Origin of the sequence: Streptomyces rugosispiralis (assembly GCF_024505145.1) — a bacterium.
In the GTDB taxonomy this organism is placed as follows: domain Bacteria; phylum Actinomycetota; class Actinomycetes; order Streptomycetales; family Streptomycetaceae; genus Streptomyces; species Streptomyces rugosispiralis.
Genome location: NZ_JANIAA010000012.1, coordinates 188,085 through 209,035, shown reverse-complemented (window position 1 = coordinate 209,035; position 20,951 = coordinate 188,085). Strand labels below are relative to the sequence as shown.

Annotated in this window: 18 protein-coding genes; 9 read left to right on the top strand and 9 right to left on the bottom strand. The window is 71.6% G+C overall.

Features of this window, described 5'->3' with window-relative positions:
• Positions 1-1,101: DUF6777 domain-containing protein (locus NP777_RS20845; RefSeq protein ID WP_256651675.1), on the bottom strand; the 1,101-nt coding region annotated here is incomplete at its 3' end.
• Between the two features lie 370 nt (positions 1,102-1,471).
• On the opposite strand from NP777_RS20845, the gene NP777_RS20840 reads away from it, so the two are divergent.
• Positions 1,472-2,356 carry a universal stress protein gene (locus NP777_RS20840; protein ID WP_256651674.1) on the top strand — a complete coding sequence of 295 codons (885 nt, stop codon included), beginning with the start codon at positions 1,472-1,474 and terminating at the stop codon, positions 2,354-2,356.
• 113 nt (positions 2,357-2,469) lie between these two features.
• On the opposite strand, the gene NP777_RS20835 is transcribed toward NP777_RS20840, so the two are convergent.
• Positions 2,470-3,495, bottom strand: coding sequence for a 6-phosphofructokinase (locus NP777_RS20835; protein ID WP_256651673.1), 1,026 nt, complete (start codon positions 3,493-3,495; stop codon positions 2,470-2,472).
• Positions 3,496-3,726: 231 nt separating this feature from the next.
• Between NP777_RS20835 and NP777_RS20830 the strand changes: the two genes are divergently transcribed.
• From NP777_RS20830 to NP777_RS20815, 4 genes are all read left to right on the top strand, one after another.
• The gene (locus NP777_RS20830; protein WP_165556256.1) at positions 3,727-3,891 is read left to right on the top strand and encodes a hypothetical protein; all 165 of its coding nucleotides are present in this window, start codon (positions 3,727-3,729) and stop codon (positions 3,889-3,891) included.
• 160 nt (positions 3,892-4,051) lie between these two features.
• Positions 4,052-4,885, top strand: a complete 834-nt coding sequence (locus NP777_RS20825) for an RNA polymerase sigma factor SigF (RefSeq protein ID WP_256651672.1) — start codon at positions 4,052-4,054, stop codon at positions 4,883-4,885.
• Positions 4,886-5,072: 187 nt separating this feature from the next.
• The gene (locus tag NP777_RS20820) at positions 5,073-5,903 is read left to right on the top strand and encodes an RNA polymerase sigma factor SigF (protein ID WP_256651671.1); all 831 of its coding nucleotides are present in this window, start codon (positions 5,073-5,075) and stop codon (positions 5,901-5,903) included.
• Between the two features lie 67 nt (positions 5,904-5,970).
• Complete coding sequence (locus NP777_RS20815) at positions 5,971-6,810, top strand: hypothetical protein (RefSeq protein WP_256651670.1); 840 nt, start codon at positions 5,971-5,973, stop codon at positions 6,808-6,810.
• 125 nt (positions 6,811-6,935) lie between these two features.
• Here the strand turns inward: NP777_RS20815 and NP777_RS20810 are convergent, their stop codons facing one another.
• Positions 6,936-7,136, bottom strand: a complete 201-nt coding sequence (locus NP777_RS20810; RefSeq protein ID WP_256651669.1) for a hypothetical protein — start codon at positions 7,134-7,136, stop codon at positions 6,936-6,938.
• Between the two features lie 212 nt (positions 7,137-7,348).
• Between NP777_RS20810 and NP777_RS20805 the strand changes: the two genes are divergently transcribed.
• The 4 genes from NP777_RS20805 to NP777_RS20790 all read left to right on the top strand — a co-directional run bounded on the left by NP777_RS20805 (position 7,349) and on the right by NP777_RS20790 (position 11,674).
• A complete protein-coding gene (locus NP777_RS20805) occupies positions 7,349-7,837 on the top strand; it encodes a MarR family winged helix-turn-helix transcriptional regulator (protein WP_256651668.1) in 489 nt (162 codons plus the stop codon).
• An 8-nt stretch (positions 7,838-7,845) separates the two neighbouring features.
• Complete coding sequence (locus NP777_RS20800; RefSeq protein WP_256651667.1) at positions 7,846-10,485, top strand: MFS transporter; 2,640 nt, start codon at positions 7,846-7,848, stop codon at positions 10,483-10,485.
• A 146-nt stretch (positions 10,486-10,631) separates the two neighbouring features.
• On the top strand, positions 10,632-10,826 hold the full coding sequence (locus NP777_RS20795; RefSeq protein ID WP_256651666.1) for a hypothetical protein: 195 nt from the start codon (positions 10,632-10,634) through the stop codon (positions 10,824-10,826).
• Complete coding sequence (locus NP777_RS20790) at positions 10,823-11,674, top strand: YceI family protein (protein ID WP_256651665.1); 852 nt, start codon at positions 10,823-10,825, stop codon at positions 11,672-11,674. The genes NP777_RS20795 and NP777_RS20790 overlap by 4 nt, the downstream gene beginning before the upstream one ends.
• A 52-nt stretch (positions 11,675-11,726) precedes the next feature.
• Here NP777_RS20790 and NP777_RS20785 read toward each other — a convergent pair whose 3' ends face one another.
• From NP777_RS20785 to NP777_RS20760, 6 genes are all read right to left on the bottom strand, one after another.
• Complete coding sequence (locus NP777_RS20785; protein WP_256651664.1) at positions 11,727-12,509, bottom strand: TetR/AcrR family transcriptional regulator; 783 nt, start codon at positions 12,507-12,509, stop codon at positions 11,727-11,729.
• A gap of 81 nt (positions 12,510-12,590) precedes the next feature.
• A complete protein-coding gene (locus NP777_RS20780; RefSeq protein WP_256651663.1) occupies positions 12,591-14,114 on the bottom strand; it encodes an MFS transporter in 1,524 nt (507 codons plus the stop codon).
• A gap of 196 nt (positions 14,115-14,310) precedes the next feature.
• Complete coding sequence (locus tag NP777_RS20775) at positions 14,311-16,620, bottom strand: ArnT family glycosyltransferase (protein WP_256651662.1); 2,310 nt, start codon at positions 16,618-16,620, stop codon at positions 14,311-14,313.
• A complete protein-coding gene (locus tag NP777_RS20770) occupies positions 16,617-17,915 on the bottom strand; it encodes a bifunctional glycosyltransferase family 2/GtrA family protein (protein WP_256651661.1) in 1,299 nt (432 codons plus the stop codon). Before NP777_RS20770 ends, NP777_RS20775 begins: the two co-directional genes overlap by 4 nt.
• Positions 17,916-17,941: 26 nt before the next feature.
• Positions 17,942-20,011: a sensor histidine kinase gene (locus NP777_RS20765; RefSeq protein WP_256651660.1), complete on the bottom strand. Its 2,070-nt coding sequence runs from the start codon at positions 20,009-20,011 to the stop codon at positions 17,942-17,944.
• A 44-nt stretch (positions 20,012-20,055) separates the two neighbouring features.
• Positions 20,056-20,793, bottom strand: coding sequence for a response regulator transcription factor (locus NP777_RS20760; protein ID WP_256651659.1), 738 nt, complete (start codon positions 20,791-20,793; stop codon positions 20,056-20,058).
• Positions 20,794-20,951 lie beyond the last annotated feature (158 nt).

Here is a 20,951-nt window from a genome sequence, read left to right as displayed (position 1 = left end):
CTGCGGCTGCTGCTGACCCGGGTCCGACGGCTGGTCCTGCGGCTGCTGCTGACCCGGGTCCGAGGGCTGATCCTGCGGCTGCTGCTGACCGGGGTCCGAGGGCTGATCCTGCGGCTGCTGCTGATTCGGGTCCGTCGACTCGTCGGAGGGCTGCGACTGCTGCGAGGGGGTCCCGGACGGCCGCTCGGTCTCCAGCGGGGTGAACCGGTCGGACGGCTCCGTGGTGACCTTCGGCGCCTCTCGCAGCCGCGGGGCGTGCTGCTCGCCCGGCATCGCCAGGAACTTGGGGTAGTCGGCGCGGGCCAGCACCGTGTCCCGCGGGTCGCCGCTGCCGTCGCCGTCACCGAACGGGCGCTTCAGCAGCTCGGCCTTGCCGATCCCCACCAGGACGAGATGCTTGGCGCTCTTCGTGGCCGGGTGGATGACGGTCACCGTGCTCCGGGAGAAACCGTTCCACTCGGGCCCGGTGAAGGTCGGTTTGGCGTGGCGCGGCGGGGCCGAGACCCTTACGGGATTGCCGGAGTCGCACTTCACGACGGGCAGACCGCGTCCATCGACGAAAACCGCCGTTCCCGCCTGGAGAACGGCGGACACCGGTTTCACCCCGCCGCGGTAGCCGTAGGTCTTCGCGTAGGTGTCGGAGCGCAGGGTGACGCTCGTGAGCCGGTTGACGAAATCGGGGATGCCGTCGGGCGAGATGTGCTGGACCTTGCTCCAGGCGGCGCCCTTCTTCTTGTCGGCGTCGAGGTCGTGGAGCAGTCCCTGCCGTTCGCAGGGCTGCCGGTTCCGGACGCCGGCGTAGAGACCCGGGGTGTTGCCGCGGAAGGCACGGCCTCCGTTGGACGGCGAGACCACGTGTTTGCGGTCCCGGCCCATGGAGGAGGTGAACGCGGGGACCGATGTCTTTCCGACGGGTTCCCGCCGGTATTCGATCGTCGAGGCGTATCCGGGGGCTTCCCCGGGCGCCTCTTTGGAGGCTTCCCCGGATGCCTTTTCGGAGGAGGAGACCATCCCAAGGACCACCACGACGGCGACCACGACGACGAAACCGACGACGAATGCTGAACGACGCGAGGTGAGGTGCCATGAGATCGAGCGCATTTCCCTCTCCTTCCCTTACCTCGCCCCCATCCTGCGCTCGCTCCGCACACCCCCGCTTCCCCCGAAACCTTGACATCTCACCCCACCTTTGGGGGACTTGGGCCGCGTTTGCCCGTCCTCGCTCGCAGAGCCGCCCCCGATCCGGGGCACACCCGGACCGGGGGCGGTCACTACCCCTCGCGGTCTGTACGCGGCGATCCCTCCGAGCATGTCGGATCTTCGTCGCGTATCTAGACTAAACGGACGTGCCCCAGTTGGCAGCGGAACGGACAGGAGATACGGCCCGGGGTTTCCGGACCGGGGTTTCCGGACCGGGGTGACGGACCGGAGCCGCGGACCGGAGTGACGGACGGCAGCCGAGGAGGACCGGATGAGCGGCCCTGTCGTGGCGGGGGTCGACGGCTCCCGGCGCAGCCTTACGGCGGCCGAGTGGGCCGCGCGGGAGGCGGCGCGGCGCGGGGTCGCGCTGCGCCTGGTGCACGCCTGTCCACCGCTGCCGCGCAGGGTCTCGCCGGTGCCCGGAGTGGACGCCTGGCAGAACGTGGGCGAGCAGATGCTCGGGCAGACGGTGGCCGACTTCCGGGCGCGCCTCCCGGAGCTCGGGATCGACGGGGAGCACACCGCCGCCGAACCGGCCGAGGCCCTGCTCACGGCCGCCGCGAGCGCCGGGCTGCTGGTGGTCGGGGCCCGGGGCTGGGGCGGCTTCGAGGGGCTGGCGGTGGGCTCCGTGGCGCTGCGGGTGGCGGCGATGGCGGACTGCCCCGTCGTCACGGTGCCGGAGGAGCGCCATGCGGGCGCCGGGTGGGACGGTACGGAGGCGGACGAGGTGCAGCTCGGCTTCGACGCCCACGCCCCGGCGGAGGCGCCGGCCGCCTTCGCCTTCCGCGCCGCCCAGGAGCGGGGCGTCCCGCTGCGGGTGGTGCACGCGTGGGCGCTGCCTCCGGCCTCCCCGTCGGCCTGGATGCTCACGGTGCTGGAGGAGGACCGGGCGATGTGGGAAGACCAGGAGAGCCAGGTGGTCGCGGACGCCCTGCGGCCGTGGCGGGAGGGCTGCCCCGAGGTGGCCGTGGTGCCGGATGTCGTGCTGCTCAATCCGGCGGAGGCGCTGGTCAGGGCCTCGGAGCGGGCCGGTCTGCTGGTGATCGGGCGCCGTACGGCCACCCGGCCCACCCAGCTGCGGCTGGGACCGGTGGCCCATGCGGTGCTGCACCACGCCCACTGCCCGGTGACGGTCGTCCCGCACCCCGGATCCTGAGCCACCTCCCGCGCCTGAGCCCCCTCCCACGGCCTCATAGGCCCTGAGCCCGCCTTCCACGCCCTGGGCGCCCCGAGCGTCCCGAACATCCCGAACCCGCGTCCCGCACGCGCTCAGCCGAAGAACACCCCGAATTCCGAGTACAGCGCCGGATCGACGCCCTTGGTGCCCGCCGTGGCCTCCGCGAGCGGTATCCGCACGATGTCCGTGCCGCGCAGCGCCACCATCGTGCCGAAGTCCCGGTCCTTGACCGTGTCGATCGCGCGCAGCCCGAAGCGGGTGGCCAGCCAGCGGTCGAAGGCGCTGGGCGTCCCACCGCGCTGGATATGGCCCAGGACCGTGGTGCGGGCCTCCTTACCGGTGTGATCGGCGATCTCGTGGGACAGCCACTCGCCGATGCCGGACAGCCGGACATGGCCGAACTCGTCCAGGCTGGAGTCCTTGACCACCATCTGGCCCGCCTTCGGCACGGCCCCCTCCGCCACCACCACGATCGGCGCGTATCTGATCGTGAAGCGGTTCTCCACCCAGGCGCAGACCTGGCCGATGTCGAAGGGCTGCTCGGGGATCAGGATGACGTTGGCACCGCCCGCGATGCCCGAGTGCAGGGCGATCCAGCCGGCGTGCCGCCCCATGACCTCGACCACCAGGGTGCGGGTGTGGGATTCGGCGGTGGTGTGCAGCCGGTCGATCGCCTCGGTGGCGATATTGACCGCGGTGTCGAAGCCGAAGGTGTAGTCGGTGCCCGCCACATCGTTGTCGATCGTCTTGGGCACCCCGACCACCTGGATGCCCTCGCCCCCCAGCTCCGCGGCGACCCCGAGCGTGTCCTCGCCGCCGATCGCGATGAGCGCGTCCACCTCGTACTCGGCGAGCGTCTCCCGCACCCGGTCGACTCCGTCCTCACTGGCCAGGGGGTTGGTCCGGGAGGAGCCGAGGATGGTGCCGCCGCGTGGCAGGATGCCGCGCACGGCCGGGACGTCCAGCGGCACGATGGCTCCTTCGAGCGCGCCGCGCCAGCCGTCCCGCACCCCGACGAACTCGAAGCCGTGGACCTCCACGCCCTTCCGGACGATGCCGCGGATCGCGGCGTTGAGCCCGGGGCAGTCACCACCGCCGGTCAGCACACCGACACGCATCTCCGCTCCCTCCGCCGACGGCGCGAGCCGCTGCCGTCGCCGCCGCTTCCGGCACCACTCTTGCCACCCCCGCTTTCTCCAGAATCCACCCATATGTAGCGCGGCGCCCACAGCGGCGTAGGGGTGTCCCCACAACATCGATCTGTTCATCCGACTGATACGACTGATGCGCCAGAGGTGTGGATAGACTCTCGCAACTGCACAAGGGCACGGCGGGGAGAGGCAGCACAGATGGCCCAGGCGAAGAAAATCGCGCTCTATATGCTGATCGTCTTCGTGCTGTACACGATCATCAAGACGCCGGCCCGGGCAGCCGACCTCGTCCAGGTCGGTTTCGAGGGCATATCGGACGCCGCCAAGAGCGTCGGCGAGTTCATGACGGAACTGACCAACTAGCCTCACCCCTCCCGTCCCCGCCCCCGAACCCCCGCCCCCTTCAGTCCCTTATAGGGCGATTTCTCCACCAACACGTGGTAAAGCGGTGCTTGCACACAGTGCACATGTCTTGTGATGCTATGACCGCTTTTGCCGGGTGAGTACATCGTGAAGGGGTGGCGTGACCGTGTCGGCCCGTACCGCGCCCAGAACCCCGCCCCAGGGCGATGGCGGCAGCGAAAGCGGCAGAAGCCGCGGGGCTGACGCCAGAGCGCTCACCCAGGTGCTCTTCGCCGAGCTCTCGGGCCTCACCGCCGGAACCCCCGAGCACGCCCGCGTGCGCGCCGCGCTGATCGAGGCCAATCTGCCGCTGGTCCGCTACGCCGCGGCCCGCTTCCGCAGCCGCAACGAGCCCATGGAGGACGTGATCCAGGTCGGCACCATCGGCCTGATCAACGCGATCGACCGGTTCGACCCGGAACGCGGGGTGCAGTTCCCGACCTTCGCCATGCCGACCGTGGTCGGCGAGATCAAGCGGTACTTCCGCGACAACGTCCGCACCGTCCACGTCCCGCGCCGGTTGCACGAGCTATGGGTGCAGGTCAACGGCGCGACCGAGGATCTGACCGTGCTGCACGGCCGCTCCCCGACGACGGCCGAGATCGCCGAACGGCTCAAGCTCAGCGAGGAGGAGGTGCTGGCCTGCATCGAGGCGGGCCGCTCGTATCACGCCACCTCCCTGGAGGCCGCCCAGGAGGGCGACGGGCTGCCGGGACTGGTCGACCGGCTCGGCTACGAGGATCCCGCACTCGCCGGAGTCGAACACCGCGATCTGGTGCGCCACCTCCTCGTGCAACTGCCCGAGCGCGAGCAGCGTATCCTTTTGCTCCGTTACTACAGCAACTTGACGCAATCTCAGATCAGTGCCGAGCTCGGCGTCTCCCAGATGCATGTGTCCCGGCTGCTGTCCCGGAGCTTCGCCCGGCTGAGATCCGCAAACCGGATCGAGTCCTGATCCTTGCGAGGGACCTCCGCCCGGGAGCTCGAGGCTGTAATGTCGACATGGCGCTACAGCGTGTTGCCGACATGTGACATTCTGCAGGAACCGCGTTTGCCGCGGCCCGACCTCCGGTATTCAGGGGGAGGCTGCGTCGGACGCGAACCGCGCAGCTGGGATCCGTCCGCGACCTCTAGGGGGTGGCATGTCCGTAGAACTGGGCAGCTCGAAGGTGCTCAACACCGACGCACCGCTCATGCCTGACGACTGCGACGCCATCGACACCCGCACCCTCTCCCGCTCCCTCTTCCTGCGGCTCGCCACACTCGACAAGGACAGTGCGGAAGCCGGCTACGTCCGTGACACCCTCATCGAGCTGAACCTCCCGCTCGTCCGCTACGCGGCGGCCCGGTTCCGCAGCCGTAACGAGCCGATGGAGGACATCGTCCAGGTCGGCACCATCGGCCTGATCAAGGCGATCGACCGCTTCGACTGCGAACGGGGCGTGGAGTTCCCGACGTTCGCCATGCCGACCGTGGTCGGCGAGATCAAGCGGTTCTTCCGCGACACCAGCTGGTCGGTGCGGGTCCCGCGGCGACTGCAGGAGCTGCGCCTGGCGCTCACCAAGGCCAGCGACGAGCTGTCACAGAAGCTCGACCGCTCCCCGACCGTCACGGAGCTCGCCACGGCGCTGGGCGTCTCCGAGGAGGACGTGGTCGACGGGCTCGCGGTGGGCAATGCCTACACGGCCAGCTCGCTGGACTCCCCGTCCCCCGAGGACGACGGCGGCGAGGGGTCGCTCGCCGACCGGCTGGGGTACGAGGACAGCGCACTGGAGGGCGTGGAGTACCGCGAGTCGCTCAAGCCCCTGCTGGCCAAACTGCCGCCGCGCGAGCGCCAGATCATCATGCTGCGCTTCTTCGCCAATATGACGCAGTCGCAAATCGGCGAAGAGGTCGGGATCTCCCAGATGCATGTCTCCCGGCTGCTCACCCGGACCCTGGCCCAGCTGCGCGAGGGCCTGATCTCGGACTGAGCCGTCACCGGTGGGTCCCCCTGCCGGATCCCTGTACACCTGACGGACCGTCAGCCACACTGGCTCGATGCGATACGCATGGAGCCGGACAACGGGCCGCCGAGGCACGGCGATCGCCTCCTCGGCGGCCGCGCTGTGCCTGGGGGCACTCCTCAGCGGCTGCGGCGGTGGCGGCGACGGCTACGTGGCCGCCGGGGCGGCCGGGCCCGACGGCGGGCGGACCGCGAACGCCGTGCCGCCCAAGGGCGGCGTCGACCTGGTGCCCCTGGACGAGGACGGCACGGACAACAATCGCGGCGGTAAGGGCGATACGGACGGGCAGCGCGATGGGGGCGCGGCCGGACCCACCGCCACCACGGACGGCAGAGCGGACGGACCGGCCTCGCGGGCACCCTCGGCCTCCGCGAAGGCCCCCGGCCGCACGGACGGCTCGGACGGTCCGGGCGGCGGGAGGAGCGGCTCCGGGGCCCCGGGACGTACGGACGACGACCCCAAGGGCGGCGACGGGCCCAAAGGCGGCGACGGACCCGGCGAGCCCTCGCCCTCCAGCCCGGACCCGGGCTCCTCGGACCCCTCCGGCACCCCCACGCCCACCGGACCGGCCGCCCTGAAGGTCGGCAAGCCGGAGCGCACGGCGGCCGATGAGCGCTGGTGCGAGAAGGTGAAGGTCGAGTTCCGGAACACCGGAGGAGCGCCGGTCGCCTCGGGCACCGTCACCTTCGGGACGCATGTGATCGACGCGCTCGGCATCGACTGGGCCACGCTGGAGTCCAAGGAAGAGCTGCCCGCGCCGATCGGCGCGGGCCAGAAGAAGGACAAGACCTGGACGGTGTGCGTGGACGACTGGCGGGTGCCGCTGGGCATGCATATCGAGACACAGGACGTCTCGGTCAGCTGGAAGCCGTAAGGCCGGTCCGGCAGCCGTAAGGGGCGCGGGAGCTCAGCACCCCCGCGGGAACTCAGGACCCCCGCGGGAGCTCAGCGTCACCGCGGGAGCTCGGACCCCCGCGGTGAGCGTCAGGGCTTAGCGGCTCAGCCCAGCGCCAGCCAGGCCACCGCCGCGACGATCACGACCGCCGCGACCACACCGACGATCAGTCCGACGCGCGAACCGCCGCCCGGTGCGGTGGACGTCTGAGGCTGCCGAGTGCCCTCGTCGACGAAGGCGCGGAACATCTGAGTGGAGCCGGCCGGGTCCTGGTTCCCGTTGGGGCTCTGGGGGTTGTTCGCCATGAGCCCCGACCCTAGCGAACGAGCGGATTCCGGGACACCCCCGGGTCTCAGCAGCCCCGCACACCTCAGCCGCCCCGCTTGACCGACTACAGGACGAGTCTTTAACGGCAATTTACCGCCCAGACCACCCCTTCATTTGCCTGTAGCAACTAACTTCTTCTATGGTTGCCTTAAGCAACTGACCATTCTTGATCAATCCCATTGGGGGTGCCGTGGCCACGCAGCGCCACTATGAGGAGCTGGCCCGACAGCTCAGCGCCATCGGCACCGTCAAGCGCGGGCTCGGGCGCGTCCTGCCGACCGACTGCCCGTCCGGCTCCGCCGTCGTCCTCATGCTCCTCGACCGCTACGGCGAGATGCGCATGAGCAGGCTCGCCGAGCTGCTCGACATCGACATGTCGGTGACCAGCCGGCATGTGGCACACGTCGCGAACCGCGGCTGGGTGGACCGCAAGCCCGACCCGCTCGACCGGCGGTCGCGGCTGCTGAGCATCAACCCCAGCGGTCGAGCGCTGCTCGGTCAGGTCTCCGAGCGCTACACGGAGGCGCTCGCCAGTTGTCTGAGCGACTGGTCGGACGAGGACGTCGACCGCCTCAATGAACTTCTCGCCCGGTTGCGGTCGAGTTTCGGGGACACCCGTTCCCGGGCTCTGCCGCACCAGGCCGAGACCAGCATCACCCGTACACCTTCGCAACGTTAAGGAACTTCATGGCAACGACCACACCGGACGGCGGTGTGCGGGGACCCGCGGGGCACCCCGCCCATGCCAAGCACGGCGGAGGAGGCCACAGAGGCCAGCACGGCCACACCGCGGATTCCTCGGCGCCGATGACCCACCGGCAGATCATGGAGGCGCTCTCCGGGCTGCTGCTGGGGATGTTCGTCGCGATCCTGTCGTCGACGATCGTCTCCGCCGCGCTGCCCAAGATCATCGCCGACCTCAACGGCAGCCAGTCCTCCTACACCTGGGTCGTCACCGCCACCCTGCTGGCCATGACGGCCACCACGCCGCTGTGGGGCAAGCTCGCCGACCTCTTCAGCAAGAAGCTGCTGGTCCAGATAGCCCTGGTGATCTACGTCGCCGGCTCCGTGGTGGCCGGTCTGTCGCAGAGCACCGGCATGCTGATCGCCTGCCGCGTGGTGCAGGGCATCGGCGTCGGCGGTCTCTCCGCCCTCGCTCAGATCGTCATGGCCGCGATGATCTCCCCCCGGGAGCGCGGCCGGTACAGCGGCTACCTCGGCGCGACCTTCGCCGTCGCGACCGTCGGCGGTCCGCTGCTGGGCGGCGTGATCACCGACACGGCCTGGCTGGGCTGGCGCTGGTGCTTCTACGTCGGCGTGCCGTTCGCCGTCGTCGCGCTGATCGTCCTCCAGAAGACCCTGAAGCTCCCGGTGGTGAAGCGGGACGTCAAGGTCGACTGGGGCGGCGCCTTCTTCATCAGCGCCGCGGTCTCGCTGCTGCTGATCTGGGTGACCTTCGCGGGCGACAAGTACGACTGGATCTCGTGGCAGACCTACGCGATGGTCGGCGGTTCGATCGCGCTCGGTCTGCTCTTCCTGCTGATCGAGTCCAAGGCGAGCGAACCGATCATCCCGCTGCGGCTGTTCCGCAACAAGACGATCACCCTCGCGTCGCTGGCGTCGCTCTTCGTCGGTATCGCGATGTTCGCCGGAACCGTCTTCTTCAGCCAGTACTTCCAGCTGGCGCGCGGTAAGTCGCCCACCATGTCCGGCGTCATGACCATCCCGATGATCGGCGGCCTGTTTATCTCGTCGACCATCTCCGGTCAGATCATCACCAAGACCGGTCGTTGGAAGGCATGGCTGGTCAGCGGCGGTGTGCTGGTGACGGCGGGCCTCGGTCTGCTGGGCACCATCCGGTACGACACCCCGTACTGGCACATGGCGATCTACATGGCGCTCATGGGCCTCGGCATCGGCATGATGATGCAGAACCTGGTGCTGGCCACCCAGAACCAGGTGGCCCCGCAGGACCTCGGCGCGGCCAGTTCCGTCGTCACCTTCTTCCGCTCCCTGGGCGGTGCGGTCGGCGTCTCGGCGCTCGGCGCGGTGCTCGCCAACCGGGTCACCCACTACGTCAAGGACGGCCTGGCCGAACTCGGCCCCAAGGGCGCCGCGCTGGGCCACGGCGGCACCGGCGGCGGTGGCATCCCCAACGTGCGTGCGCTGCCCGATCCGCTGCGCACGATCATGGAGAGCGCCTACGGGCATGGTGTCGCGGACGTCTTCCTCTTCGCCGCCCCGGCCGCGTTCCTCGCCTTCCTGCTGACCCTGTTCATCAAGGAGGTCGCTCTGAAGACCAACTCCGGCTCCCAGCAGGCCGCCGCGGCCGGCTCGGATGCCCCCACCACCGACGCGGTCCCGGCCGACGCGATGGCGACCACGGCCGCCACCGGGCAGATCGCCGACCTCGAGCCCGCGCTCGTGGGCGCCCCGGCCACCGAGGTGCACGAGCCGGACGCCGACGGTGCCCTCGCGGCCACCGCCCCGCAGACGGTCGCCGCTCCGCAGCGCCTCACGGCCTTCGCCTCCGCCGGGGGCGACGGTGCGGACCGTCAGCCCCGGCAGGGTGTGCACGGCTTCGTGCGGAACGCGGAGGGCGGCCCCGTCGCCCGCGCCGCGGTGACGCTGATCTCGCTCGCCGGGCGGCAGCTGGGCCGTTCGGTGGCGCACCCCGACGGCTCGTACGCCCTGGACGCGCCGGGCTCCGGCTCGTACGTCCTGATCGCGGCGGCCGACGGCCACCAGCCGCAGGCGTCCACGGTCGTGGTCGGGGACGAGCCGCTCGGCTTCGACATCGTCCTGGCGGCCACCAGCGGTCTGGTGGGCACCGTGCGCGGTGCCGCCGACGGCCGGCCGGTGGACGCGGCGATGGTCGTGGTCACCGATGTCCGCGGTGAGGTGCTGGCCACCGGGAAGACCGGTGAGCAGGGCGACTTCGGCTTCGAGGAGCTGGTCTCCGGGACCTTCACGGTCGCGGTGAACGCGCCGGGCTACCGGCCCGCGGCCCTGCCCGTCGAGGTGGGGGCCCAGGGGCTGACCCGGGTGGAGATAGCACTGCAGGCCGGTGCCCGGGTGCAGGGCATAGTCCGGGCCGGTGCCGACCGGCGGCCGCTGCCCGACGCGCGGGTCACCCTCGTGGACGCGGCCGGGAACGTGGTCGCCACCTCCACCACCGGTGAGGACGGCGCGTACGCCTTCACCGACCTGGACGCGGGCGACTACACGGTCATCGCGAGCGGCTACCCGCCGGTCGCGGGGGCGCTGACGGTCTCCGGGCCCGGCGTCGACGGCCACGACGTGGAGCTCGCCCACCCGGGCGAGTGACGGAACCCCGGGCCCGGGGCGCGCAAGAGCGGAGACGCGCCCCGGGCCCGGCCCGGGCGGCGGATTTCTCGGCCGGACCCGGAACCCGGATCCCGGCGGCGGTGTAGTGAAGGCAGGGGACGGCCTGACGCCGCCGCCCGGATCCGGTGCACAGACCCGACGAGTACCACCAGCACGACAAGTACCACCAGCACGACGAGAACGACCAGCACGGCGAGTACCACCAGCACGACAGCACGGCGCGCACGACCAGCGCGCCGGGCGACATGAGCGGCACGAGCGACACGCCGAGCAAGACGAGCAACACGGCGACACCCGAGCGGGAGCGAAACGCGGCATGACGACCACAGGAGCAGGAGCAGGCGGGGGAGCGGGACTGCGGGCCCGGATCCACACCCGTGACGGCTGGGCGGTCCAGCACGCGGTGCTGACCGTCACCGATATGACGGGCGCCCAGGTGCTGCGTGCGCAGGCCGACACGGACGGCGCCGTACGGACCGACGAGCCGCTGCCACCGGGGGCGTACACGATCATCGCCACCGCGGTCGGCTACGCCCCGGTCGCGTCCACGGCGATCGTCACGGCCTCCGGGCGGGCCGACGTCGGCACGGTGGTGCTGGCGCGCCAGGGCGGGGTGGAGCTTCCGCCGCCCGGGGCGTGGACGATCGACCCGGCGCATTCGACGGTGGCCGCGGTCGCCCAGCATCTGGGGATCTCCAGCGTGCACGGCCGGTTCACGGAGTTCAGCGGGCGGATCGAGGTCGCCGAGGACATCGAGAAGTCGCGCGTCGAGGCCGTCATGCGGGCAGCCAGCATCGACACCGGAAACGCCATGCGGGACGGCCATCTGAAGTCGCCCGACTTCCTCAATGTGGAGGAGTTCCCGGAGCTGACGTACCGCAGCACGCATCTGAGCACGGCCGGGGCCGACCGCTGGACGGTCCATGGCGAGCTGTCGATGCACGGCGTGGTCCGGGACGTGGATCTGGACCTGACGTACCTGGGCACGGGCCCCGACCCCTGGGGCGGGGTGCGGGCGGCCTTCCGGGCCGTCGCCGAGCTGCGTCGCGAGGACTTCGCGATGAACTACAACCAGGTGGTCGCGGCGGGCATCGCGGCGATCGGCACGACCCTGCGGGTGGAGCTGGACATACAGGCGGTGCAGGGCGAGGAGCTCCCCACGGCCTGACGCCTGGCCTGCCGGCCCCGACCGCCGGCCCCGACCTGCCGGGCGCCGCGCGCTATCGCTCTCTCAGGGCTTCGATACCGGCGATCGCGAGGTCCAGGGCGAAGGTGAAGTCACGGTCCTGCATCTCCTGGACCGTGCCGCCGCCGCGAGCCTCCATGATCTTCCGCGCCTCGTCGAACTCCATACGGTCCTCGACCGTGCCCATCATCTCGTGGAACAGCTCGTCCTGGGTGACTCCCGCCGCCCGGCTGCGGGCGGCGAAGCGGCCCTCGATCGTGCCGAAGCCGTAGACGAACTGGTAGACGAGGGCCAGCGCGCTGGTGATCCTGTCGTCCGGCAGTCCGCTGTTGCGCATCACGGCCAGCGAGGCGTGGTTGAAGACCACCGCGTTGGGCCCGATGTTGAGGTACTCCCCCAGCAGCGCGGACAGCCAGGGGTGGCGGACCAGCGCCCCCCGGTACTCGGAGGCGACCTGGCGCAGCTGCTCACGCCAGTCCCGCGGCTCGGCCGGGGTGTGCTCGAGGCCCTCGACGGGGCCGACGGCCTCGATGGGCAGCGCTATCTCGCCCATGGCCGCGTCGAGGGCGAGTTCGAGCAGATGGTCCTTGGTCTCCACGTACCAGTAGACCGACATGGCGGTCACCCCGAGCTCCGCCGCGAGCCGTCGCATCGAGAAACCCGCAAGCCCCTCGGCGTCCAGCAGCCGCATCGTCGCCGCGACGATCTTCAGATGGTCGAGCCCGACGGGCTGCTGATCGCCCTTGCGCTTGGTGGTCTTGCGCTCGGAGAGCCAGATGCTGGACCGCGGGCGGGCGGTGCGGCTGCCGGTTGCCATGGCGGCGCCTCTCTTTCTCCGATGCGCTGGCGCCACATATGTCCCGGGAGCGGGCACGCGGCACCTCACTACCTGAAGATGCTATGCCGCCTGCGCCTCCTGTGAAGATCGTTCGGCCCTGCTGAGCAGCAGCGCGGCCAGCACTCCACCCGCCAGCACGGCCGCCGCGCCGACCAGCTGGCTGGTCTCCACACCCGAGGCGAAGGCGTCCGTGACGGCCTCGCGGTCCTCGGGGGTACGGGCCGCGGCGAGGGCGGCCGGGAGCGAGCCCGCTCCGGTGGCGACCGCGGGCAGCAGCGAGCCGAAACGGGAGTTGAGCACGGCGCCCAGGACGGCGACGCCGAGCCCGTTGCCGCATTCGGTGAGCGTGCCGTTGACCCCCGCGCCCACCCCCGCCTTCTCCGGCGGGATGGCCGACATGATGGCGTTCGCCATCGCGGGCATCGCCAGCGCGATACCGGCCCCCATCACCACCAGCCCGAAGAGCATCCCGCCATAGCCATGCGCGCCGAGCGTCGCGATGGCGGCGAGACCGGCCGCGAGCAGCGCCATCCCGCCGACGATCGTCACCGGGGTCCCGAGCTTCGGCAGCAGCCGCGCCCCGACACCGGTGAGATTGAGCGCGACGATCACCAGCGCGAGCGGCGCGGTGCGCAGCCCCGCGCCCAGCGCGTCATAGCCGAGCACGAACTGCAGATGCTGGGTGAGCAGGAAGAGCGAACCGCCCATCCCGAAGGCCACCAGGATGCCGCCCGCCACCGCGCCCACGAACCGGCGGTCGCGGAAGAAGTGCATGTCCAGCATCGGATACGGAATATGACGCTCCCACAGCGCGAATCCGGTCATCACGGTGATGCCGATGAAGGCCGACAGCAGCACCCGGCCGGAGGTCCAGCCGTGTTCCGGCCCGGAGATGATCGCGAAGACGATGCCGGTCATGCCGACCGTGGACAGCAGCGCGCCGAACAGATCGGGGCGGTCGCTGGTCGGCACCTTCGACTCCGGCACCATCCAGACCACGGCCACCAGCCCCAGCAGCGCCACCGGGATATTGATCAGGAAGATCGAGCCCCACCAGAAGTGCTCCAGCAGCGAGCCGCCGATCAGCGGCCCCGCGGCGAAGCCGAGGGAGCTGACCGCACCCCACAGCCCGATGGCCTTGGCCCGTTCGCCCGCGTCGAAGACCTGCACCACGACGGCGAGCGTCGTGGTCATCAGCAGCGCCCCGCCGATGCCCATGCCCGCGCGGGCGGCGATCAGCTGGCCGGGGTCCTGTGCCATCGACGCGGCGAACGAGCCGATGCCGAACAGGGCGAGCCCGGCGACCAGCAGCTTCTTCCGCCCATAGCGGTCGGCGGCGCTGCCCGCGGTGAGCAGCAGCCCCGACTGGACCAGCGAATAGGCGTTGATCATCCACTGGATGTCGGCCGTGCGGGCATCCATCTCCCTGGCCAGGGAGGGGACCGCCACATTGAGGATCGTGTTGTCCAGCAACACGGTGAGCTGGGCGAGGCAGATCACGGCGAGGATCAGCCAGCGCTGGGGATGACCGCCCGGGGACTGCTCGGGTGGCGCGGAGGCGGCGTCGGCGGTCGAGACCGTCATGGGGACTCCAGGGCAGGGACTTCTACGGTGTATGACGATGTGCTGAGTCTTACACCGTACAAGTGCCGCTCTACGGCGTACAGCGAATTATGTGCGCGCGTCGCATACGCGTACGGGCCGGTGACCGCGGGGCTGAACCCGCGATCACCGGCCCCTGGATACGGGACTACCGGCCCGTGGATACGAGACTCCGGCGTCAGCCGGAGGACTTCGAGGACTTGGCCGCCTTCTGGGTCAGGTCGTAGAGCGTGGCGCTGCCCACGGTGACCTTCTTGTAGGTGGCCTCGATCCAGGAGGTGATCTGGGACGAGGTCCCCTGGCCACCACCCGGCCCGCCGCCCATCCCGGTGCCCGAGGAGATGAAGTAGTGGATCCTGCCCTGCTTCACATACTCCTTGAACTGGGCGAGCGTCGGGGACGGGTCACTGCCGTTGAAGCCGCCGATGGCCATCACGGGCTTCTCGGTGGCGAGTTGGTAGCTCGCGGCGTTCTGGGAGCCGATCGCCGCGGCAGCCCAGGTGTAGTCGCCGGCGTTCTTCTCCAGCTTCGCCTCCACGTCGGCGTCGACCTGCTGACCGTCCAGCAGACCGCCCATACCGCCGCCACGGCGGCCGCCCTCGCCCATGCCGCCGGGCAGCATGCCCGGCCGGCCGTTCTGCCCCTGGCCGCCCTGGGCGTTGCCCGTGCCGTTGCGCGGGGACTGGCCGCCGCCCGGGAAGCCCCCGCCGGGGAAGCCGTTCTGGCCACCACCCGGCTGACCGCCACCGGTGCCGCCACCCGGCATGCCCTGCGTACCGCCCTGTCCCTGCTGACCCTGGCCGCCTTGCTGATTCCCCGGACCCTGACCCTGCCCCTGCTGGCCCGCGCCCTGGCGGCCGTTCTGCATCCCCGGCGGACCGCCCCGGCCACCGCCCGGGAAGCGGCCACCGGGACCGCCCATACCGCCCGCCACCGACGGACCGGCCGTCACGATGGAGCCGTGCTTCGGGGTGTCCACCGTGTTGAGGGTGTACGCGACCGGCCCGGCCAGCCCCGCCGCGAGGCCGAGGCCCGCCGCGGCCAGCGCCGCCCTCCGTCCCAGGCGCGCCGTCAGCAGCAGCCCGGCCGCCGCCGCGAGCCCGCAGGTCAGCACCGCCCAGCGCAGCCAGGGGTGCCAGTCCGGCGACCGCCCCAGCAGGACGTACGACAGGTACGCGGTGACGGCGACCGTGACGGCCAGCACCGCCGAGGCCGCCGCCCCCGCCCGGCCGCCCTCGCTCCGCCGCTCCCACAGCAGGGCCGCGCCCATGCCCACGAGCGCCGCGATATAGGGCGCCAGAGCGATGTTGTAGTACTGGTGGAAGATCCCGGACATGAAGCTGAAGGTGGCGAACGTCATCAGCAGCGACCCGCCCCACACCAGGAAGGCCGCGCGCCGGGTGTCGGTGCGCTTCGCCCGCCAGGTCAGCCAGATCCCCGCCGCCAGCAGGATGAACGCCGCGGGCAGCAGCCAGGCGATCTGACCGCCCATGTCGGAGCCGAAGAGCCGGTCGATCCCGGTCTCGCCCCACCGGCCGCCGCCCCCGCCGCCGCCAGGACCGCCCCCGCCGACGCTGCCGGTCTCATCGCCGTTGATCCGGCCCAGACCGTTGTAGCCGAAGGTCAGCTCCAGGAAGCTGTTGTGCTGCGAACCGCCGATGTACGGGCGCGAGGACGCCGGCCACAGCTCGACGACCGCCACCCACCAGCCGCCGGAGACCACCATCGCGAGCCCCGCGAGCAGCAGCTGCCCGATCCGCCGGCCGAACTTCGCCGGGGCGCACACCGCGTACACCACCGCGAGCGGCGGCAGGATCAGCCACGCCTGAAGCGTCTTGGTGAGGAAGCCGAGGCCGAAGCAGACCCCGGCCAGCACCAGCCACTTGGTGCGCGCGTCCTCCAGGGCGCGCAGCACGCAGTAGACGGCCGAGACCATCAGCAGGCACAGCAGCGCGTCGGGGTTGTTGAAGCGGAACATCAGCGCCGCGACCGGGGTCACCGCGAGCGCCGCGCCCGCGATAAGCCCGGCGGCCGCGCCGAACCTGCGCCGTACGGCCGCGTACAGCACCCCGACCGTCGCGACGCCCATCAGCGCCTCGGGGACGAGCACCGCCCAGGAGGAGAGGCCGAAGAGCCGCACCGACAGGGCCATCGGCCACAGCGCGGCCGGAGGCTTGTCGACGGTGATGGAGTTCGCGGCGTCGGAGGAGCCGAAGAAGAACGCCTTCCAGCTCTCACCGCCCGCCTGCACGGCGGCCGAGTAGAACTGGTTGGCGTAGCCGGACGCGCCCAGGCTCCACAGATAGAGCACGGTGGTGACGGCCAGCAGGGCCCACAGGGCGGGCCGCGCCCAGCGCGGGTCCTCCGGCCGGCCTCTCCAGGCCCGCGCCAGGCGCGAGCCGCCGGGCGCCCGCGGCCCCGGCCGGGGAGCGGCGGCGGGGGTCGGCGGCGGCCCGGCCTCGCGGGTGCCGTAGTCGTAGGTGGTCATCGATCGGTCCTCGGGTCGTGGTCGGTCATGGCCCCGCTGTCCGACGGGAAGACCCAGGCCCGGAAGAGCAGGAAGCGCAGTACGGTCGCGGCGAGGTTCGCCGCGATCAGCACGGCAAGTTCGGTGCCGTGCGAGGCGGTGCCGGGGACGGCGTCCAGGGCGGCGAGGGAGCCGCTGGTCAGCACGAGGCCGATGCCGAAGACGACCAGCCCCTGGGCCTGGTGGCGCATCGCGCGGTCCCGGCCGCGTACGCCGAAGGTGAGCCTCCGGTTGGCCGCGGTGTTGCCGAGCGCCGACAGCAGCAGCGCCAGGGCGTTGGCCACCTGGGGGCCGGTGCCCATCCGGAAGAGGGAGTACAGCAGCAGATAGACCAGCGTGCTCAGCGCGCCGACCACGCAGAACCCGACCAGCTGGCGGGCCAGGCCCCTCGGCACCCCGCTCAGCTCCCGGTCGCGCGGATCGTCGCCGAACGGACGGCGCACCCGGTCCAGCGGCAGCGCACCGGTGGCCAGCGCACGCCCCACCCGCCACACGCCCTTGAGGTCCTCCGTGGCCGTCCGCACGATGTGGACCGTGCTGTTGGGGTCGTCCACCCAGTCCACCGGCACCTCGTGGATGCGCAGCCCGGCCCGCTCGGCCAGCACCAGCATCTCGGTGTCGAAGAACCACCCGGTGTCCTCGACCAGCGGCAGCAGCCGCTCCGCGACGTCCTTACGGATCGCTTTGAATCCGCACTGGGCGTCGGAGAAGCGGGCGGCCAGACTGCCGCGCAGGATCAGGTTGTACGCCCGCGAGATGAACTCCCGCTTGGGCCCGCGCACCACCCGTGAGCTGCGGGACAGCCGCGATCCGATCGCCAGGTCGGAGTGGCCGGAGATCAGCGGGGCCACCAGCGGCAGCAGCGCCTTGAGGTCCGTGGACAGATCGACGTCCATATAGGCGAGCACCGGCGCCTCGGACAGCGACCACACGGTGCGCAGCGCCCGCCCGCGCCCCTTCTGCTCCAGCCGGACCGCCGTCACCTCCTCGATGCTCTCGTCCAGGTGGGCCGCGAGGTCGGGCGTGCGGTCCGTACTGGCGTTGTCGGCGATGGTGATCCGGAAGCCGTACGGGAAGGTGCGGGCCAGATGGTCGTGCAGCCGCCGTACGCACCGCTCGAGGTCCGCTTCCTCGTTGTAGACGGGGATGACGACGTCCAGCACCGGACGGCCGCGCACGACCGTCACCGGCCCGCGTACGGGCAAGGTCTGCAGGGGTGTCTCGGGCGGAGCCCCGAGAGGGGTGTCGGTTCGCATGAGGTCGACAGTCGCGAGCCGCGCTGTCACGGCTGTGTGGTCAGCCTGTGGCCTGCCTGTGAGTCCGTTACGCCCTGGTGAACGGCCCGGTGCACGGGGAGGTGGACGCCGAACACGGTGCGCCCGGGGACGCTGTCCACCGTCACCCGCCCGTCGTGCGCGGCCACGACCGCGTGCACGATGGCCAGGCCGAGCCCCGTGCTGCCCGCGGCGCGGGAGCGCGAGGCGTCGCCGCGCGCGAACCGCTCGAAGACATGCGGCAGCAGCTCAGCCGGAATGCCGGGACCGTCGTCCTCGACCTCCAGCGAGACGTACGAGGGCGGCTGCGGCGGCGAGCCGAAGGCCCCGGCGGCGCGGGCGGCCGCGTACGGGGAGCCGTAGGGCGGGGCGTACGGCCGGGCGTACGGCTGGGCGTACGGCTGGGCGTGCGGCTGGGCGTGCGGTGAACCGCGCCCCTTACCGCGTCCATGGGGTCCATGGGTCCCATGGAGTCCACCGGCCCCGACCGTCCCGGGGGGAGGTCCGTAGGGCATCCGAGGTCCGTAAGGCATCCCGGGGGACGCGCCTGATGACGGCGCCCCGTAGGAGACGCCGTAGGACAGGCCGTACGGCGCCCGATACGGCGAGGGGTACGGCGCCCGCGGCCCGCCCCACAGCACCCGCGCCGTGACCGTGGTGCCGGCCGGGGTGTGCGTCCGCGCGTTGGCGAGGAGGTTGACCAGCACCTGGCGCAGCCGGGCGTCGTCGCCGAAGACGGCCGCCGGTTCATCGGGCAGCTCCAGCCGCCACTCGTGGTCGGAGCCGACCGCCCGCGCGTCGCTGACGGCGTCCACGACCAGTGGGGACAGATCGACCTCCGCGCACTCCAGCGGCCGTCCCGCGTCCAGCCGGGCCAGCAGCAGCAGATCCTCGACCAGCCCGGTCATCCGCCCGGCCTCGGACTCGACCCGGCCGAGGGCATGCCGGGTGTCGGGCCCGATCTCCTCCCGGCCGCGCCGGGTCAGCTCGGCGTAGCCGCGGATGGAGGCGAGTGGCGTACGGAGCTCATGGCTGGCGTCGGCGACGAACTGCCGCACCCGCGTCTCGCTCTCCTGGCGGGCCGCGAGCGCCGACTCCACATGGCCGAGCATGCGGTTGAGCGCCGCGCCCACCTGGCCGACCTCGGTGCGCGGATCGGCCTCCGAGGCCGGGACGCGCTCGCGCAGCGCCACCTCGCCGCTGTGCAGGGGGAGTTCGGAGACCCGGGTCGCGGTCGCGGCCACCCGGCGCAGCGGGCGCAGCGAGATGCCGACCATCGCGGCCCCGGCGATCCCGGCCGCGACCAGCCCGGCCGCGGTCACACAGACCTCCACGAGGATGAGGGTGTTGACCGTCTCCTGGGTCTGGTCGAGCGGGAAGGCGAGGACGATGCCGCCTTCCCGGTGGTCCCACTGGGCCACCGCCCGATAGCCGCCGAGGCCGGGCAGATCGATGGTGTGCACGCCTCCGTCCCGGGGGACGGCGGCGATCGCCTTCTGCTGACCGCTGGTCAGGGAGTCCACCCGGCTCTCGGCGTCGACCTCGTTCGTCATGGGCGAGTCATTGCTCTTGCCGGACATGGAGATCTCGCCGTTCTGGCCGAACCGCGCCCCGACCGTGCCGATGGGCTGACCGGGCGAGGCGACGAAGAGCACATCGTCCCGGGGGAGTCCGCCCGCCGGACCCGGCTTGTTCAGGAACCGCCCCACGGACGCGCGCAGATCACCGTCCACCTGGCCCTGGAGGTACGACTGCAGGGCCAGGGTGGTGACCGTGCCGATCACCGCGCAGACCACCGCGATCAGCGCGACGGCCGAGACGACCAGACGGGTGCGCAGGGACCAGGGGCGGCGCCCGGCCCGCTGAGTGCGCCCGGCTCGTTGTGCGGCCCCGGCCCGCTGAGCAGCCCCGGCCCGCTGAGTGCGCCCCGCCCGCTGGGCGCGCCGGGCGTGCGTGCGTCCCCGCGCCGCTCCCGCGCTCGGCGGCGGCCCGGGAATGCCGGGCTCCCCGGCGGCGCCGGACGGCTCGGAGACGCCAGGCGTCCCGGTGGCCCCAGGCGTCCCGTGGACGCCTGGCATGTCGGGGCCCCGGGACGGCCGGGGCGGGAGGTGCGCCACGGTGTCTACTCCCCGGGCTTGATCAGATACCCGGCGCCCCGCCGGGTGTGGATCATCGGGCTGCGGCCCGCGTCGATCTTGCGCCGCAGATACGAGATGTAGAGCTCGACCACGTTGGCCTGGCCGCCGAAGTCATAGCTCCAGACCCGGTCCAGGATCTGCGCCTTGCTGAGCACCCGGCGCGGATTGCGCATGAGGTAGCGCAGCAGCTCGAACTCGGTCGCGGTGAGATGGATCTCCTGGCCCCCGCGCGACACCTCGTGGCTGTCCTCGTCCAGGACTAGATCGCCGACGGCCAGCATCGACTCACTCCGCGCGGCCGCCGCCCCCGACCTGCGCAGCAGCCCACGCAGCCGGGCGACGACCTCCTCCAGGCTGAACGGCTTGGTGACGTAGTCGTCGCCGCCCGCCGTCAGCCCCGCGATCCGGTCCTCCACCGCGTCCCGCGCGGTCAGGAACAGCACCGGGACGTCGGGCAGTTCGCGGCGCAGCCGCCCCAGCACCGCGAGCCCGTCCATATCGGGCAGCATGATGTCCAGGACCACCGCGTCCGGGCGCAGCTCACGGGTGACCCGGATCGCCTCCGCGCCGTCACCCGCGGTGCGCACCTCCCACCCCTCGTAGCGCAGGGCCATCGACAGCAGGTCGGCGAGCGCCGACTCGTCGTCCACAACCAGCACCCGGACGGGACTCCCGTCGGGGCGCAGCAGCTCGGTACGCCCATGAGGCGAGGTCGGCATCATGACCTCCACCCTCGGAGCGGGCCCTGAGAGGTCCCTTTCGGCCGGCTGTGAATTACCTGAGAATCCTGTGGAGGCCGGGACGGGACCGGCCGGGAGGCGAAACAGCGGGCCCGGGGCGGGGAGCAGCCGTGCGGACCACGGAATATCCGGAAGGACTC